This window comes from Streptomyces sp. NBC_00057 (assembly GCF_045041165.1).
Lineage (GTDB): Bacteria > Actinomycetota > Actinomycetes > Streptomycetales > Streptomycetaceae > Streptomyces.
Genome location: NZ_CP108257.1, coordinates 116621 through 133076, shown reverse-complemented (window position 1 = coordinate 133076; position 16456 = coordinate 116621). Strand labels below are relative to the sequence as shown.

Sequence of the window (16456 nt, the reverse complement as noted above, 5' to 3'; positions counted from 1 at the left end):
GCCGGGGCGTAACCAGCCCGCATGATGGTGTGCCGACGGGAGCGTTCCCGTCGGCACACCGCTGTCTAGAGTTCCCCGTTACACCAGCGCTGGAATTCGTCGTCGAGCTGGTGCTGGTCGACCTGGCGGTCACCCGCAACCGCTACCCAGGCAGTGACGAGGACGTGGAAGGCCTCGAGTTCGGACGTAGCCAGCGCCTCGCGGAGCACGAAGAACGCCAGGAGCCTGTCCGAGGCTGGCTCCCCGCGATCACAGACCGGGCACAGCACCGCCTCCCGAATGCTGTGCACCTCTTCGGCATGGCCTGCGTCAGCCAGCACCTTGCCGGCGGACGTGCCATCCGGCACAGACTGCAGGTGCGGAGCGGGCCCCCCGGTGCGCGGGCGGCCGTCTTTCCAGGTATGCGGGAACCGGGCCAGAAGCAGCCCCGGTCCTCCGCACCGTGCGCAGTCCGGTGGATCGGCGAGCCGTAAAACGATTCCGCCGTCCTCGTCTCTCACGCCACGCCCTGCCAGGCGTCAGGGCCAAAGGTGCCCTTGATGTCGGAGGCGATCGAGGTCGGGTCTACCAGGAAGCCCAGCTCGTACAGGACAGTCTTCGCGGGTGTCTGGACTCGCATCCGTACCGGGCTCTCGCCCTTGTGCGCGGCGAGGATGCGCTTCAGCTCGGAAACCGTCGGCTCGTTGATTTTGTGAGCGGGGAAGGACAGCGTGACCGGCGGCCGGCCGCCGCTCTCTGCTGAGGACACGTCCAGTACCTGGATCTCCTGCCCGTAGATACTGACCGCGCCGTCACGGTCATTGAGGCGTCCTTGGACGGAGACGACGGTGTCGGCGATCAGAGCGTGCTGGACCAGGGTGTAGGTGGCCGGGAAGAGAAGGATCTCCATCTCGCCGTCACGGTCCGCGAGGTTGATGATCGCCCAGGCATTGCCCTGTTTGGTCATCCGGCGGTCCACGTTGGTGATGAGGCCGGAGAGCTGGACGGTGCCTTCCGTGCGGCCTGAGCCGAGGAGGTCGCTGATCGTGGTGTCCCGGTTGCGGGACAGGATGTGCTCGGTGCCGTCCAGCGGGTGCGCGGAGACGTACAGGCCGAGCATGTCGCGCTCTGCGGCCAGCAACTGCTTGCGGGGCCATTCGCTGTCGTCGATGGGGAAGTCCAGGCCGAAGGCCGGCTCGTCGCTGTCGCTGCCAAGGTCGCCGAACAGATCGTCCTGGCCGATCGCGGCCTGCTTCTTCACCGGGATGATCGCGTCGATGGCGTCTTCGTGTACGGCTGACAGCCCCTTGCGGCTGTGCTGAAGCGAGTCGAAGGCGCCGGCCTTGATCAGTGACTCGACGGCCCGCTTGTTGAGGGCCCCGATGTCAGCCTTGTCGAGGAAGTCGGCGAAGGAGGCGTACTTCCCCTTGGACTTGCGGGAATTCACCAGGGAGTCGATGACGCCCTCGCCGACGTTACGCACCGAGCGGAGCCCGAACCGCACGTCGTTCCCGATGGCGGTGAAGTTGGCGACGGACTCGTTGATGTCCGGCTGGAGCACCTGAACGCCGAGCTTCCGGGCGTCGGCCAGGTAGATCGCTGCCTTGTCCTTGTCGTCCCCCACGGAGGTGAGGAGCGCGGCCATGTACTCGGCCGGGTAGTTCGCCTTCAGGTAGGCGGTCCAGTAGGAGACGAGTCCGTATCCGGCGGTGTGGGACTTGTTGAAGGCGTAGCCCGAGAACGGGAGCATGACGTCCCACAGAGCCTTGGTGGACTCCTCGGAATAGCCGTTCTTGTTCATCATGCCGTCGGAGAACTTGTCCCACTCGGCGGCCAGGACCTCGGGCTTCTTCTTACCCATCGCACGGCGCAGCAGGTCGGCGCCGCCCAGGGTGTACCCGGCGAGCTGCCGGGCGATGGCCATGATCTGCTCTTGGTAGATGAGCAGGTGGAAGGTGTTGCCCAGGATCGGCTCCAGGGCTTCCTTGAGTTCCGGGTGGATCGGCTCGATCTCCTGCCGGCCGGTCTTACGGTGCGCGTAGTTCGTGTGCGCGTTCGCGGCCATGGGGCCGGGCCGGTAGAGGGCGAGGGCTGCCGCGATGTCCTCGAACCGGGAGGGCTCCATCAGCTTCAGCAGGGTCCGCATGCCGCCGCCGTCGAGCTGGAACACACCGAAGGTGTCTCCGCTGGCCAGGAGCTGGAAGGTGGTCGCGTCATCCAGCGGGATCTGCTGGGCGCCGTCTGTCGGCATCGTGTCGGTGGTGATGTTGATGCCGCGGTTTTCGCGGACGTTCTGTAGGGCATGGTCGATCACGCCCAGGTTCCGAAGCCCCAGGAAGTCCATCTTGACCAGCCCCATGTCCTCACAACTGGGGTAGTCAAAGCCGGTGATCTTGACGCCGTCCTTGGCGCGCATGTGGAGCGGAATGCGGTCAGTGAGACGTGTTTTCGACAGGATGACGGCGGCCGCGTGGACACCGGTATTGCGGATCAGGCCCTCGACGCCCTTGGCGCCGTCGACGACCTTCTTGACGTCCGGCTCGTTCTCGTACAGCGCGCGGATCTCGCCGGCTTCCCCGTAGCGGGGGTGGCTGTCGTCGAAGATCCCGCTGATCGGGATGGACTTGCCCATCACATCCGGCGGCAGAGCTTTCGTGATCCGCTCGCCATGACTGAACGGGTAGCCCAGGAGCCGCGACGTGTCCTTGATCGCGTTCTTCGCCTTGAGTTTGCCGAAGGTGTTCACCATGGCGGTGTACTCGTCGCCATATTTGTCGACGACGTAGCGCACCATGCGGTCGCGGTGGCGGTCGTCGAAGTCGAGGTCGACATCCGGCGGGTTGATGCGCTCGGGGTTCAGGAACCGTTCGAAGAGGAGACCGTGCTCCAGCGGGCACAGTTCGGTGATACGGGTGGCGTACGCGACGATCGAGCCGGTTGCCGACCCACGGCCAGGCCCGACGGGGATCTTCTGGTCGCGGGCGTACTGGCAGATATCGGCGACTACGAGGAAGTAGCTGGAGAAGTTCATCGGGCCGATGACCTTCATCTCGGTCTCGAACCGTTCGAGGACCTCGGCCGGGATCGGGTCGCCGTAGCGCATGGCGAGGCCCTTGAGGCACTCCTTGCGAAGCCAGGACTCCTGTGTCTCTCCCTCGGGGACGCCGGGGAAGTTCGGCATCTCGTCGACGTTCTCAAAGACCGATGCGTACGACTCGATGCGCTCCGCGATCAAGAGGGTGTTGTCGCAGGCCTCGGGGATCTCGGAGAACAGCTCCCGCATCTGGGCGGCGGTCTTGAGGTAGTAGCCGGTGCCGTTGAACCGGAACCGGTTCGGGTCGGCCTTGTCCTTGCCTACGCCGATGCACAGCAGGTTGTCGTGCGCGTCCGCGTGCTCTTCGAGAACATAGTGCGCGTCGTTGGTGGCCAGCAGCGGGATGCTGAGTTCCTTCGCCAGACGAAGCAGGCCCCCCCGGACGTTGCGCTCCAGGTCCAGGCCGTGGTCCATCAGTTCCAGGAAGTAGTTCTCTTTCCCGAGGATGTCCTGGTACTGGGCTGCGATGTCGCGGGCCTCGTCGTACTGGTTCAGACGCAGGCGGGTCTGGATGGCGCCTGAGGGGCAGCCAGTCGTCCCGATGATCCCCTCGGAGTGTTCGGAGATCAGTTCCATGTCCATGCGCGGCTTACCGGCCGGGAACTGTCCCGTGTACGACGCTTCCGTCGACAGGTAGAACAGGTTCTGGAGGCCCTTGACGTTCTGGGCCCACATCGTCATGTGGGTGAAACGACCGCCACCGCTGACGTCCTTGGAACCCTCACCATCGTCCGACATCGCCCGGACACCACCGGGGCCCCAGAACTCCTGCTTCCGGTTCCGGCGCGAGGACGGCGCGACATACGCCTCGATCCCGATGATCGGCTTGACGCCTTCGAAGCCCTTGGCCACCTGCTGAAACTCGTACGCACCGAACATGTTGCCGTGATCGCTCATGGCGATGGCAGGCATCCCCTGACGCTCGACCTCGGCGAACATCGGCTTGAGCCGCTGGGCGCCGTCAAGCATCGAGTATTCGGTGTGATTGTGCAGGTGGACGAAGCTGTCGGTCACCGGGCAGGCACCTCCGCAGACAGGTCGAAAGAAGCCTCCACCCTATCCCTCAGAGGGCTCCCAACCGGCTGCTCCCGGAAGCAAGTCACGGGCCGGTTTGGCGGGTTGGGATGCTGTTCAGCAGCGTCTGGGTCGTACGGCGTGAACGTGCAGATCAGGGCGATTGTCAGTGCCCCCCAACAGTCGGCAGCAGATTGGCACCGGTGGGTAATGGAAGGTGGTGGTTCATCGTGCGGTCCGAGTTTCCTCTGCGGCCCGGCGCCGAGGTCCGTTCAGCCGACCGCAGGACGGCAGGGTCCTGCCGAGCTCGCCGGCGAGCGCGAGGCGGATCGTCAGGAGTACGCGCTCATAGTCGGATCCGGTCGACGCGGAGCGAGACAGGTCGATCCGAATCGGCAGGAGCCGCTGCGTCCAAGCCGGTGCGCCCCACTGGGCGGGCCGGTCCTCGGCCGCGGTCAGGGCGGCTTCGATCTTGCGGAGCAGGGTGGACTTCCCCGCCCCGCCCACCCCGTGAAACATGACCACGTTCGTGCGGGGGGACTCGAGGTCCTCGACGTCGAAGCCGGGCGTGGCCACGCGCTGCAGGTGCTCGCCGAGCGCGGCCGCGACCTCCGTCCACTGGTGCTGGCGATCGGTGAACGCCTCCACCGCGTCGACCCCCGCGGGGTCGTTGGAGCTGAACAACGCACGCAAGTCGGCCACGGTCGGTCCCCCCAGAATGATCATCGACGGTATCAACCGTAGGGCCTGGGGCGTGCGGCGTGGCCACCTTCTGCAACGCGGGCGCCGTTCCCGCATCGTCTCGGCCAGAGACAATGGCGCCCCATCGCCTCCCGATACATGAAGGAAATCCCTTGTCAGAGCACGTGAGTCCTGAGGCCGCCAAGCAGCTCGTGCAGGACGTGAGCAACTGGTACGCGGAACAGATCATGAAGGAGCGGGACTCCGCCGGCCCCGAATCCGAGCGCCTGAAGACGCTGAAGGAGGAGCTGGCGGCATGCGCCGCCGATCTGCTGGCGCTCCAGGAGGACGCCAGCCCCGACGAGGTGGCCGAGATCGCGGCCCGCTACGCGGCCCGTTCCCAGCTGGGCGGCCAGTAGCCGGAATTCCGCGGCAGGGCGGGCAGCGGCGCCGTGGTGATCGTGGAGATGAGGGTGCGCGGCTGCAGGCTGGCAGGCATCAGCGGCCAGGCCAGCGCGGCGATCTCGACCAGATCCGACCGGTACTGCGGCAGCTCCCCCTCCAACCGTTTGAGGGTGGCGAGGAGCTGGGCCGCTTCGGCCGGCGTGTACGGGCGGCGCTGCTCGGCCTCGACCACCTGCCCTGCCCGGGGCAGCCCGGCCCACCCGCCGTCCGGGGTGCGCTCGTTGCGGTAGACCGAGGTCAGGTCCCTGCGGACCACGCAGACGCGGTGCACGAACGGGGACCGTTCGGCGGCGTCGACCACGGCGGCGATGAGGTTGAACGTCGCGTCGTGGGCGGCGGCCGCGGTGAACCGCGGCCGGCCGCCCAGGCGGGCCACCTCGGCGCACCGGGTCGCGGTGCCCAGCCTGCTGTCCGCGGCGCGCCCTCCGATCACGATCAGTTCCACACGCCGGCCCGCCCGGTGGTCGCGCCGCGCACTGTTCAGGAAGTGGCTGACGCTGTCCGGGGCGATCTCGATCAGCATGTCCCCTTGGCGCGCCCGTACATACGCCTCGGCCATCTCCTGCCACGCCCGGTAGTCCGGCCTGATGCGCGCGGAGGCGGTCCGCGGCTCCTCCTCGAGGAGTTGGCGGTAGTCGGGGTGCAGCGCCTTGAAGGTGCCGCCCTCGATCCCGGTGGGTCTGCGCTGGCGTAACGCACGGCGCAGCATGCGCGCCATGTAGGACTTTCCCGCCCCCTGCGGGCCCATCACGTACAGGCTGACGGGGTCGTCCTGCGGGGTGATGGCGCTCAGGTACATCGGGATGATCAGCTCGTCGAAGATCCACCGGTGTTCGCTGGCGGACAGGCGGTGGTAGTCGACGCCGGGGGGCACCGTCAGCGGCTGGGCGATCCGGCGCACCGGCTCGGCCAGGGCGAAGGCGCGCTCCAGCCCCCCGGTCACCGCCAGGCGCCGCTCCGGCGTGAGCGCCGACGGGTGCAACCGCTGTTCCGTGCCGGTCAGGTGGCGCCGGAAGCGCCAGGTCTCCGGCGCGGTCCACGGCCGGGCCCACTCCGCCGTCAGCGCCTCAGGTGCGCCTGTGGATCTGCACCAGGATTGTCCGTCCGCGGTGAGCTCGTTGAGGTACAGCACGTGAAGGCCACGGCGCACGACCATGACCTGGTCCGCGAGCCGTTCGGCCTCGACGGCCTCCAGGAAAAGGGGCAGATTGCGCGTGCACTGGTCGAAGTTGCCCCAGGACACGGACCGGCCCACGCCCTGCTCGTCGACCTGCGTCAGGTAGCGGTCCAGCCCGCTGAGCTGCGCCTCGGCCTCCGACGTGCCCAGCGCCACCACCTCGACGCGATAGCCCGCCGCGCGCCAGACGCGGGTCGTCGCGATGGTCTCCGCCAGATCGGCGACGGGGGCTTCCAGGACTGCGTCGAAGCGCTCGCGGCGTACGTATGACTCGACCTCTGCCTGCCATTGCAGGACGTCCGGACGCACCCGCACACCGGCCGTGAGGTCATCGCTGCGCATGAGGTCGTTGTACTGGGGGTGGGCCTTCTTGTAGAGGTCGCGGCCGATCAGTACCGCCCCGCCCCGTCGGCTGAGGACCGCCAGCAGGAGGTCACACAGGTGGGACTTCCCGCTGCCCGCCGGTCCGGCGACGACCACGACCACCGGCTTGCCCTGAGGGACGGCGTGTTCAATCCAGGTCGGCAGGATTTCCGTCACCAGGATCTCGTTGTGCTGGCCCTCGGCCAGGGCCACCGGAACGACGTCCTCGTCTCTCAACACAACTCCTGTGACCGAGGATCCTGGTTGGCGGGTGATGGTTACTTCGGTGCAGGTCACCAGCTGGCGGAGGGAGCTGGTTGGCGGATCTTGAGGACGATAGTTGGCGGGCCAGTGTCCGTTTTGGTCACGGGGTGTGACTGATGGTGGCGACCAGGTGCCTGGCGTGGTCTTCGAGGGCCCTGCAGAGGCCGGCGGAGGGGATGGGTTGTTCTTGCGATTCCCAACGTCGGAGAAGGGTCAAGTGCGGCAGGTCTTGAGACTGCGTTCGATCGTGGGGCCGCATTGGTGGCTGGAAGACTGGTGCGAGGGCGAACTCGCTGCCGGTGACGTAGCTCCAGACAAAAGCGGATGCGCACTCTCGGGTGCGTTCTGTCGGCTTGGGGCCTCTGCCTTGACGGTGGCGTCGGCAGAGCTCGTTCCATGTCCGGTCGTCGATGGACCAGCGGGAGAACTGCATGCGGCGGGCCCGGTAGTCGATCTCCTCCTGGCCGATGACGTGCTCGGCCAGGCGCTTCAGCGTGGCCGGTAGGTCTCGGTCTTTGAGGTCTTGGTAGGGGGTCAGTGGCTTGATCCGCAGTCGGCCCTGGGTGGTCCATGACGTAGGGATGCCGAGGAACGCTGCCGCTTCCAGGAAGTTCATGTCGCTGATCGCTTGGACCAGGTGGACGGGGAGAACCCGCCGGAGTCGACGGTGGCTGGTGAGGGCCTGCTCGGAGTCCTCCATGGTGGCGGCAAGCAACCAGGAGCTGGGAAGGGACTGCGGGATGTGCTCAGGAGCGATCCCGAAATCCGTGAGGGTGTGGGTGGGGGTGAAGACTTTCTGGGTGGTGTTCGCCTTGGAGGCCCGCAGTGTCGGGGCCCCCTGCCGGATCCATTCGGCGGAGAGCCGATGCCGGTAGACCTGGTCGATCCGGCGCCGGAGCGAGGGAGAAGCCTCGTGAGCAAGCATGGGCCAGGTCCTGCCCCAACGGAGATCGTCGCGGGTGGGGAGATTCCGCAGCAATTGGGGCAGAGCGCTGCGCGGTTCAGAAGAATCCTGCGCGAGCAGGTGGTAGGCCGCGAAGAGGAGACCGGCGGTCGCGATCGTGTCACCCGGCGGTGTGCTCCAAGCGGCGGCAGATGGAGAGCCGGTGGTTTCGGCCTCTGGGCCGGGGCCGTGACCATGCGGCTGCTGCGGTGCGAGATGTGCTTCCAGAATCGCCCGGGTTTCGGCGGGGGCGAGTTCGGCCGCGACGGGCCAGCCCGCCTGGATCAGGGAGATGGCGACCTGGAGATCGGCGAACCGCCGGGAGGCGAGCTCTGCGGGCTCGTCACTGTCCAGGAGGTCCAGCAAAACGGTCTGCAGGTCCGCGAGTTCCGGGGTGAGGGCCGCAGCGGCTGGTTCGGCGCCGTCCAGCCGGTGACCGCAGGCTTCACGCTTGCCGGAACCGCCGGGCGAGTTGCGGCACTGCGCGGGGTGAAGCCTCGGCATGTTGGCGGCGGGCAGCAAGGCCAGGGGACTCCCTGATCTGCCGCTCAGCGCGGGCAGTCGGCAGCGCGGGCACTCGCTGCGGAGAAAGGTCCAGTGATCGAGGCAAGCGAAGGTCACAGCCAGCCGCCACTGTCGCTTACAGGGCCCGCCATGGCGGTTTTGGATCGGAGTTCCATCGCCTGCGAGACAAGCCGGGCAGTAGCGTGAGTGGTTCATCAGCAACCAGGGCTGGGCCAGCTTGCGGGGGCGAGGAATGCTTCCCGGGCGGACCATCGCCCGAGCAAGGGCGGGGTAGCGGTCGGCGTAGGGGCGGAGCGTCAGCTCGTTGGCATCGGCGGGGGTCATGCGGGTCGCGTCGGCGAAGGCGTGAAGGCGGTCTGACTCGATCATCAGCAGATGTGCTGCCGGGATCTTGGCATAGCGATCTTCTGGGGTGATCAGTTCGACTCGCCGCGCCAGTTGGTGGGGGGTCAGATCAAGGCGGTGAGTCAGCCGGAGGAGGAAGCCGGGCAGGCTTTCGTCGGGCAGGGGCTCAAGGCTCCTGGGCAGCGGCGCTCGGGCGGCAGACATGGGTCAGCCCGTCCTGTCCTCGGCATTGCCTGGTCCGTGATCGTCGAACACGGTGTTGCGAGGCCGGCGTTTCGCGCTGGAGGGTCGGCGGGCGGCGGGAGCCGTGACCGGGGGAATAGGTTCGTCAGGGGCGTCGGTCATCTCTTCCCGGCGCAGGACGATCTCGTCGAGCAGTTCCTCGTCAAGGACCTCTCTGCCACCGTCCATCGCTTCCTGGGCGCCGTCCTCGATGAGCCGCCCGAGCAGCCCGACGACGCCGCCGGTGCGGCGTATCAGGTACTCCGGCATGGTGCCGTCGGTGAGCATGCCCCGTTTCGCGTTCAGCAGCCGCAGGTGCTGCTCGATCCCGTCGAGGTGGTTGACGAAGGCCTGAATCTGCTTCGGCGTGGTGTAGCAGAACCGGTCGAGTTCGATCAGCTCGAAGCGGTGCTCTGTCTGCGTGATCTCCAGGCCGTGGATGCGGGTCGACTCCAGCGGTGGCATCTCCCACTGCCCGGATCTCTTGTTCCACTTGGACTCACGCAGCAGCCCGATCCCGGGAATGTTGACGGCGGTCAGGATCAAGGTGACGTCCAGACTCATGAAGGCCCGGATCAGGTCGAGGACGTCCTGGTCGTCGGCCCGATGCATCCGCAGCCGGCTGACATCGTCCAGGATCACCGCCTTGACGCCGTGGTCGTGCAGGGAGTCGGCGACTTGCCGTACCAGTTCCGGCAGGGTCGCCGACTTGCGCATCTCGGCGCGGAAGAAGCCCAGGATCGAGGCGCAAAGGCTCTTCGGTGTCGCCGTCACAGGAGTCGAGACGTAGACGACCGGCGCGTGGATGTCACGGGTTCCCGGCAGAGTCCCGGGTTTGAGGTAGCTGTGCATCTGCAGCCAGTGGTCCTCAAAGACGGCCGCGGTCGAGCAGACGGATGCCGTCTTGCCGTAGTTGCCCCAGCCGCTGACCATGACGCCGGCGCGTGTCGGGTCGTCCTGTTTCATCGTGTTGCCGCGTAACCGGCGCCGGATCAGCTTGCCGACCTTGTCGTGCATGGGCGTGTCCTGAAGCGGGAGGTTCGCGTTCGTCAGATGCCGAAAGAGGTCGTAGTCCGCGCGGCGGCCTTCCGGGATCGTCCTCCACTGCTGCAGCGAGATCGCCGGAGCAGGAACAAGCAGGCCGCGGCGGGACCGGTAGCTCTGCCAGCCGACGTAGGTGTCGCGCGGCGGGTGGCCGCCCAGGATCAACTCGGCGATCTTGGAGCGTGGGGGCAGGCCCTCCAGCGGATCACCATGTGAGGGGGCTCGGGTCACGCGTCGTCCTCCCGGACAGTCGTCTCGGTGTCCGCGTCGTCGCGGGGCGGCGGCAGAAACATGGGCCGCCGGTTCAGGGCCTCGTGCAGTGTGGGCGGGGCGAGGGGCCTGGTGCCGGCGAGTGCTTCTTCGCGTCGTCGGCGGCGGTCGGTGTCGACCGCCCGGTCGATCATGCGGGCGTGCTCCGCCCATGCCGCAGGCATCTGGGCCGGAGCCGGCTCATCTGCGGGGGCCGGCTCGGCAGGGCGGTCGGCCGCCGCGGTCTGTGCGCGGACGATCTCGCGGGCCTGGGCGGTGCGCCGTTTCTTCCCGGCCTTCTTCTCGGCCTGGCTTGGCCACTGGTCGACGGGGGTGATCGAGCCGAGGATTTCGAGCAGATGCTCCAAGAGCTCGCTCTCGGAGTGGATCTTGATGTTGTTCGCCTTCACGTGTCCCAGGAGAGCGTCGGCGGTCTTGTCGGAGAAGGCGGGAATCTCGCCCTCGGGTGGCAGCCCCCGCCAGCGCAGGACGTGCCACGTCTCGTGGTCGGCCGGGTCCTGGACGAACACCTGCCGGCGGTCCCTGCGGTCACTGCGGACCACCCACTGACCCGCGTGCTTGCCGCCTCGGGCAGAGAGCTGCCCGAAGCGCGGCTCATCGAGCACCGGGTGGTGATACCAGAGCCCGAGGATCTTCACTCCGCGCCGCGGATGGACCTTCACGTGGTGCTTGCGCAGGACCTTGTAGTAGAAACTCGGTTCAGGAAAGTCCAGGTCGAAGCCGCCCTGTTCCATCGCCGCGGCGAACAGGGTGTTGGGGCTGTGGTCCTCACCGGGCGCCCAACTCGGCGCGTATTCGCCTAGTTTGCGGTTCTGCCAGATCCGGACAATCCAGGTCGCGATGGCGTGCTCGGCCTGCGCGAGTGTCAGGCTCGCGTCGCGCTCCGGGTCGGCTCCGCGGTCCGCGACGTCGCCGCCGGTGAAGCCCAGCAGGTGCTCGAAGAGCATGGTCTGGATAGTGAGGAACTGGCGCTCGACCGCGAACTTGTCGGTCTGCCGCAGCACCCGGGCAGGCAGGATCCGGCAGCCGATCTCCCGTTCGGCCTCCACCAGATCATGGTTCTTGTAGGGGCCGCCGTGGTCGGTGGTGACCGTCTCCGGGGCGAAGAACGGCAGAGCGGCGACCCGGTGCCCGGTGAACTCGGCGATCACATCGGCCGGAACCCCGGCATAGGGCCATTCCATGTCCTCGCCCCAGCCCTCCCGCATCGGAAGCGGAAGCATCACGTCCCGCAGCAGCATCGCGATGTCGACCGAGGTGTCGGACTGCAGCGTGAGGCGGAAGGCCGGCAGCCCGTGCGTATAGAGATCGAGCGCGAGGGTCAGCGTCGCGGTGACCGCGTCGCCGAACACGGTCTCGCGCAGCTTCACCGGCATCGGAGTCGAGTCCAGCACCAGGACCTGGCCCGGCCGATGGACCACTACCCGGCCCGAGACACCGGCCTCCGCGGCAGCCTGAGCAGTCCGCCCGTAGCGAGGCCGGGCGCCACCGGGCCCGAACCATTCCTTCCAGACGTCCGCGAACGTCCAACGGGAAGGGATCTTCTCGGCCGGAAACGCCGGAAACCGCTCGCGTATGTACTGGTGCATCAACCGGTGCCGGGCGGCCAGACTCAGGCGGGCGCGTTCCCCGCACTCAGCCTTGACCGCGAAGATCGCCTCACGGACCTCCTCGGTGACGCTGCGATGGCCACTGCGTCGCCGGGTCCAGCGCCCGTCCGCGCAGGCCAGCAGGAGACTGTCGCCCGCGAGTCCCGACAGACGCTCCAGCGTCCTGAAACTGAGGTGCTGCAGACCGAGCCGGACCGCCTCCGGACGGGGCATCGCCTTCATCTCCGCCGCCTTCGCGTACCGACGCTGGGTCAGCGTTGTGCGGTCCGGGTCGTAGCCCGGCCGGGGCTCACCCGGCAGGGCCCGGGCCGGGTGCCCCTCCCGGAACCCCGTCTCAGCTTCCAGCACATGCGCAGCCCGCAGCCGGGCCCGCTCCAGCTGGTCCTCGGTCAGGTCGGCCAGTGTCCTCGGCTGCCGCGAGACCGGCACCGGCCGCCCCGGCACTTCGGCCGTCGGCAGGAGCCGCAAGTCGGCGTGGTTGATGAGCCAGCGGAAGGAGCGGGTCTCAGCGTTGCCGCCGCCATCCACGAGCACGAGCCGGCCGAGCTGGCCGTGGACCTCCTCAACCGTCCACTCGACGCCGTTGAGCGCGACCCGCCTGCCCGGCGCGACCTGTAGAAACCCCCTCGCCGCCATCACACCCCCCAGATCAGCGAGCTGTCACTCAAGGGACTGCCCAGATCAACGCCGAGCTCGCGCTGCCAGAGCAGCCGGACGATGTTGGCCCGGCCAACGGAAGGCACGCTGGTCGCGTCCGCCAACGCGGAGAACGTCATCACACGCCCCTCCCGGCCGCCGATGATCGTCAGCAGCTGATCCCGCATGCCCAGCAGATCCCTCACCGGCCGACGACGCGACGACAAGTGGTCAAGGACGCTCCAGACGTGCGGGCGCCAGCCCGCGACCACCGAGTACCGCCAGCCGCAAGCCGCCGCCATCTCCCTGGCCGCCGCGAACTTCAGCGCGTCCTCGTCCTTGATCAGTTCCATCGGGCGGACATCCATCAGCCACATCCCGCCACCGATCACCACCAAGTAGTCCGGGATGTGCCAGGACGACCCGCCCCCGTGCTCGAAGTCCAGCCGGAACGGCTGCGACAGCACCTCCGACGCCCCCACGAAGTCCAGCGCGACCAGCAGCCGCATCTCCTCCAGCGACTCGAAGCCGTGCCCTCTGCCCGTGGACGCCATCACCTCCAGGCCGGGACGATGCCGCTGCTTCGCCCGCCAGGTGAACCCCCGCACCGGCCGGGACGACAGCACCGGAACATGAGCCATGTCGCGAACCGGCCAGCAGACCTCGCCGGCACCCACCCGCCACGTCGAACTCCATCGACATATCCAGCCATCCGCGAGATCGAGTTGATCCCGGAATGCGGCATCCCCGCTGTACGCCGCGACAAGTTCGTCGAGGCCACTCGAGTCCGACCGGATCCTTGCCCTGGCGATCTCACTCACTCACCCACAGCATCACCACCCGCATGGCGACAAGGCCCGATCTTCGGAATTGACCACAACTGTGACTTAGCGCTGTAAGTTGGCCCCTGTGGCAACCCGAACGCTCAGCGGCCGGACCGAGGGGCTCGGCCTTCGGGAGTCAGGTGCCGACCAGGCCCCATGCATCGAGCCCGCCGTAGATATGGGCCCTCAGGCAGTGGGGGGCGCTGAAGCCTGAGGCTTCGCCGCGGTAGATGGCGATGAGGGAGTCCTTGCCCCGCCACCAGGTGTCAGCGAGTCCCTGGACTTCGGGTACCGGCTCGAATCCGTCGAGGTTCAGGTGCTCGACGGCACTGCCTTTGATCTTCGTGATGGTCTCGGCCCAGTAGCCCGCGTGGCTGGCCAGCGCCAGGGCTTCCACCCATCCCTCTGTGCTGGCGTGCAACGGCGCCCAGTGGTCAGCGTCGATCCCGAACTCACCTCCTGGCCCGATCATGAACCCGTGGGCCATGGAGACGCGACAGCCGCCGGCCGGGAACCGCCATCCGTTCGCGGCCGAGCCCTCGGGGGCATCGGCTTCCAGAACGCGCGGGCCGCCCTCGTATTCGGGGGCCGGGGGCAGGGCGAGACCACCCCAGAGCTCTTGAAAGGCGACAGCCCGATCGATCTCGGCATCCGGAATCCCTTGCTTGAGCCATGCCTCCCGAAAGAGCTTGAGGTCGCGGTGTGGAACACGCAGCCCGTGTCCCTCGACGAAGTACCGAGCTCGCCGGCTCAAGCCTTCAGGCGCCTGAGGAATCAGCGGCACTCGGGGGTCTGCCGTCACGGTTGCTGCCTCTCGTATGGAGAGGTTGGTACGGCCGGGTGCGGCGGTGCCGACGGCTGCGGAGCGCTGGACCAACGGACGGGGTCGCCGCCGGGGCCGCCGGTGAGCCAGGAACCGTCGCCCAGGGGGACCAGCTCGTACGGGTTGCTCGCCTCGACGGTGAACTCGCCGCTGAGGGTGCCCGTGCGTACGTCGACCAGGTGGTAGCGGAACCACTCCTCCTCGTCCTGACTCTCACCGCCCAGGGTGACGATGGCCGTGTCCTCGGTCAGGTAGCCGCCGCTCCATTCCACGAAGGACTCCTCCGGGTCGTACCCGAAGGCTTCGACGGGGAGGGTGAAGAGCACGTCCCCGCTGGGGTGGTCGTGGAAGGCGACGTCCGCCTGCCCGTGGTCCACGGTCATGAACTGGTGCCCGGACGGAGCCAGGTCGATCAGGCAGCGGTCCTGCCACGGGTACGTGACGAATTCCGGCTCGCTGTCCGCCCCGCCCGTGCTTCGGAGAATGACGGAGCCGTCCTGGCCTTCACCGATGTCGATGTAGATGCTGCCGTCCACGGGATGCAGGTGGTGGAAGGCGCCGTGCCCGACCGTCTCCAGTTCCCGGCGGGCGACAACCACACCGCTGTCGGCGTCGTGCACGATCCACTGGTCCCCGCCCCCGCGTCCCGCCATCGCGTCCGGCCGGTAGACCCACACCGTCCGGCCGTCCAGAGACAGCGCACAGCCAGGCTGGTGGCCATGGCGTACGTCAGAGTGCGGTTCGAAGTCCGAGGCCCACATGAGGTCGCCGGCGCGCGTGAGGCAGACGACTCCGTTCAGCGTCGTGTACACGACCCGCTCCAGATCCTGCCGGACCACCGACGCTACGACCTCGTCGCCATCCCGCGGCTGGAAGACCGCTGCGGGCTCCAGCGTCCCGTAGACGCCGGCGCCCACGACGTAGGCGTGGATCCGCCCGTCGCGGAGACGCGTGATGGCCTTCGGCGGCAGCTCAGAAATCATCCGCTGAGGCTAACGCCCAGCTCAGGAACCTCAAGAGCCGGGGCGGTGTGCGCCCGAGCTGGGTAGGCACGGGCTAGGGCGTGTTCCAGGTTCAGATCACTGTTGGGTCAAATCGCTCCGCCGGAGTGGCTCGGGACGGTAGAAATCCGGGGTGACGCGAGGCGATCTGACGGATGCAGAGTGGGAGTTGTTCGAGCCGCACCTGCCGCTCGGCGTGAGCGGACCGATCCCTGACCTGCGTAAACAGTTGAACGCGGTGATGTGGAGGCTCCGGACCGGGAGCCCGTGGCGCGACATCCCCGAACGCTACGGGTCCTGGTCCACCGTCTACGGCCGCTTCCAGAAGTGGGCCCTTGCGGGCACCTTCGAGACACTGATGGAGCGGATGATCGCCGAGGCGGCCCAGCGAGGACAGGCCGATCTGGACCTGGTCAGCGTCGATTCCACCGTCGCACGCGCGCATCACCACGCGGCCGGCATGGCCGTCGACCCCGAGCTCCTGGAGGAACTGGTGAAAGCCGCCGAGGAGGAAAAGGGGCTCCAGCAAAGGGACAATCCGCCCAGGTGACGGTCGAAGGCGACCCGGTCGAGGAAGCGTTACGTGCCGAACGACGACGGATACGCCGCCGCCACAAGGCCCGCCTGAAAGCTGCCGCGTTGGGGCGCTCGCGGGGCGGGCTGACGGTCAAGACGCACCTGGCCACCGACCGGCGGTGCCGCCCGCTGTCGTTCGTGGTGACGCCGGGACAGGCGGCCGACAGTCCGCGTTTCGCCGCGGTCCTCGACCGAGTCAGGATCCGTGGGCCGGTCGGTCGGCCCCGCACCCGCCCCGGGGCCGTCGCCGCCGACAAGGCGTATTCCTCCCGCGCGAACCGCTCCTACCTGCGTAAACGCCGGATCCAGGCGGTGATCCCGGAGAAGAAGGACCAGGCCGCCCACCGCAAGAAGCGAGGCTCGAAGGGCGGCCGCCCCCTCTCCCACGACGCCGAGCTTTACAAGGAGAGGAACACCGTCGAGCGCGGCATCAACAAGATCAAGGAATGGCGAGGGCTGGCCACCCGCTACGACAAGACTCCTACCAGCTACCTCGCCGGACTCCACCTACGCGGATCGATCATCTGGCTCCGGAGTCTCCGCCCCACATGATCCGAACCTGGAACACGCCCTAGCTGCAACGCTCAAGGGCCAACGAGA

11 protein-coding genes and 1 pseudogene are annotated in these 16456 nt (G+C 67.7%); 2 read left to right on the top strand and 10 right to left on the bottom strand.

The features are described 5' to 3' along the window. Nucleotides 1-65 precede the first annotated feature (65 nt). The 3 genes from OG953_RS43985 to OG953_RS43975 form a co-directional block, all read right to left on the bottom strand. A complete protein-coding gene (locus OG953_RS43985; RefSeq protein ID WP_331735859.1) occupies nucleotides 66-500 on the bottom strand; it encodes a DUF6300 family protein in 435 nt (144 codons plus the stop codon). After that, the gene (dnaE, locus tag OG953_RS43980) at nucleotides 497-4087 is read right to left on the bottom strand and encodes a DNA polymerase III subunit alpha (protein WP_331735856.1); all 3591 of its coding nucleotides are present in this window, start codon (nucleotides 4085-4087) and stop codon (nucleotides 497-499) included. Before dnaE ends, OG953_RS43985 begins: the two co-directional genes overlap by 4 nt. 225 nt (nucleotides 4088-4312) lie before the next feature. Continuing rightward, nucleotides 4313-4789 carry a hypothetical protein gene (locus OG953_RS43975; RefSeq protein WP_405692634.1) on the bottom strand — a complete coding sequence of 159 codons (477 nt, stop codon included), beginning with the start codon at nucleotides 4787-4789 and terminating at the stop codon, nucleotides 4313-4315. 152 nt (nucleotides 4790-4941) lie between these two features. On the opposite strand from OG953_RS43975, the gene OG953_RS43970 reads away from it, so the two are divergent. Further along, nucleotides 4942-5187 carry a hypothetical protein gene (locus OG953_RS43970; RefSeq protein ID WP_331735851.1) on the top strand — a complete coding sequence of 82 codons (246 nt, stop codon included), beginning with the start codon at nucleotides 4942-4944 and terminating at the stop codon, nucleotides 5185-5187. Here OG953_RS43970 and OG953_RS43965 read toward each other — a convergent pair. From OG953_RS43965 to OG953_RS43935, 7 genes are all read right to left on the bottom strand, one after another. Beyond that, on the bottom strand, nucleotides 5154-7010 hold the full coding sequence (locus OG953_RS43965) for a zeta toxin family protein (protein ID WP_405692632.1): 1857 nt from the start codon (nucleotides 7008-7010) through the stop codon (nucleotides 5154-5156). The two genes, OG953_RS43970 and OG953_RS43965, sit on opposite strands and share 34 nt — an antisense overlap. Before the next feature lie 127 nt (nucleotides 7011-7137). Continuing rightward, nucleotides 7138-9054: a TniQ family protein gene (locus OG953_RS43960; RefSeq protein WP_331735845.1), complete on the bottom strand. Its 1917-nt coding sequence runs from the start codon at nucleotides 9052-9054 to the stop codon at nucleotides 7138-7140. Between the two features lie 3 nt (nucleotides 9055-9057). After that, a complete protein-coding gene (locus OG953_RS43955; protein WP_331735843.1) occupies nucleotides 9058-10347 on the bottom strand; it encodes a TniB family NTP-binding protein in 1290 nt (429 codons plus the stop codon). After that, on the bottom strand, nucleotides 10344-12632 hold the full coding sequence (locus tag OG953_RS43950) for a transposase (RefSeq protein ID WP_331735840.1): 2289 nt from the start codon (nucleotides 12630-12632) through the stop codon (nucleotides 10344-10346). Before OG953_RS43950 ends, OG953_RS43955 begins: the two co-directional genes overlap by 4 nt. Further along, nucleotides 12632-13273, bottom strand: a complete 642-nt coding sequence (locus tag OG953_RS43945) for a TnsA-like heteromeric transposase endonuclease subunit (protein ID WP_331735837.1) — start codon at nucleotides 13271-13273, stop codon at nucleotides 12632-12634. Before OG953_RS43945 ends, OG953_RS43950 begins: the two co-directional genes overlap by 1 nt. A gap of 319 nt (nucleotides 13274-13592) precedes the next feature. Further along, entirely contained in the window at nucleotides 13593-14240 is a 648-nt protein-coding gene (locus tag OG953_RS43940) for a hypothetical protein (protein WP_331736172.1), read from the bottom strand. A 14-nt stretch (nucleotides 14241-14254) separates the two neighbouring features. Then, nucleotides 14255-15262, bottom strand: a complete 1008-nt coding sequence (locus OG953_RS43935; protein ID WP_331735834.1) for a hypothetical protein — start codon at nucleotides 15260-15262, stop codon at nucleotides 14255-14257. Nucleotides 15263-15413: 151 nt separating this feature from the next. Between OG953_RS43935 and OG953_RS43930 the strand changes: the two are divergent. Further along, a pseudogene (locus OG953_RS43930) lies at nucleotides 15414-16408 on the top strand (IS5 family transposase). The last annotated feature ends 48 nt before the right edge of the window (nucleotides 16409-16456 follow it).

What these genes read in the sequence shown, in the direction of transcription:
- OG953_RS43945 (WP_331735837.1), bottom strand. Translation starts at nt 13,273, where the DNA reads ATGGCTCATGTTCCGGTGCTGTCGTCCCGGCCGGTGCGGGGGTTCACC.
- OG953_RS43935 (WP_331735834.1), bottom strand. Translation starts at nt 15,262, where the DNA reads ATGATTTCTGAGCTGCCGCCGAAGGCCATCACGCGTCTCCGCGACGGG.
- OG953_RS43950 (WP_331735840.1), bottom strand. Translation starts at nt 12,632, where the DNA reads ATGGCGGCGAGGGGGTTTCTACAGGTCGCGCCGGGCAGGCGGGTCGCG.
- OG953_RS43960 (WP_331735845.1), bottom strand. Translation starts at nt 9,054, where the DNA reads ATGTCTGCCGCCCGAGCGCCGCTGCCCAGGAGCCTTGAGCCCCTGCCC.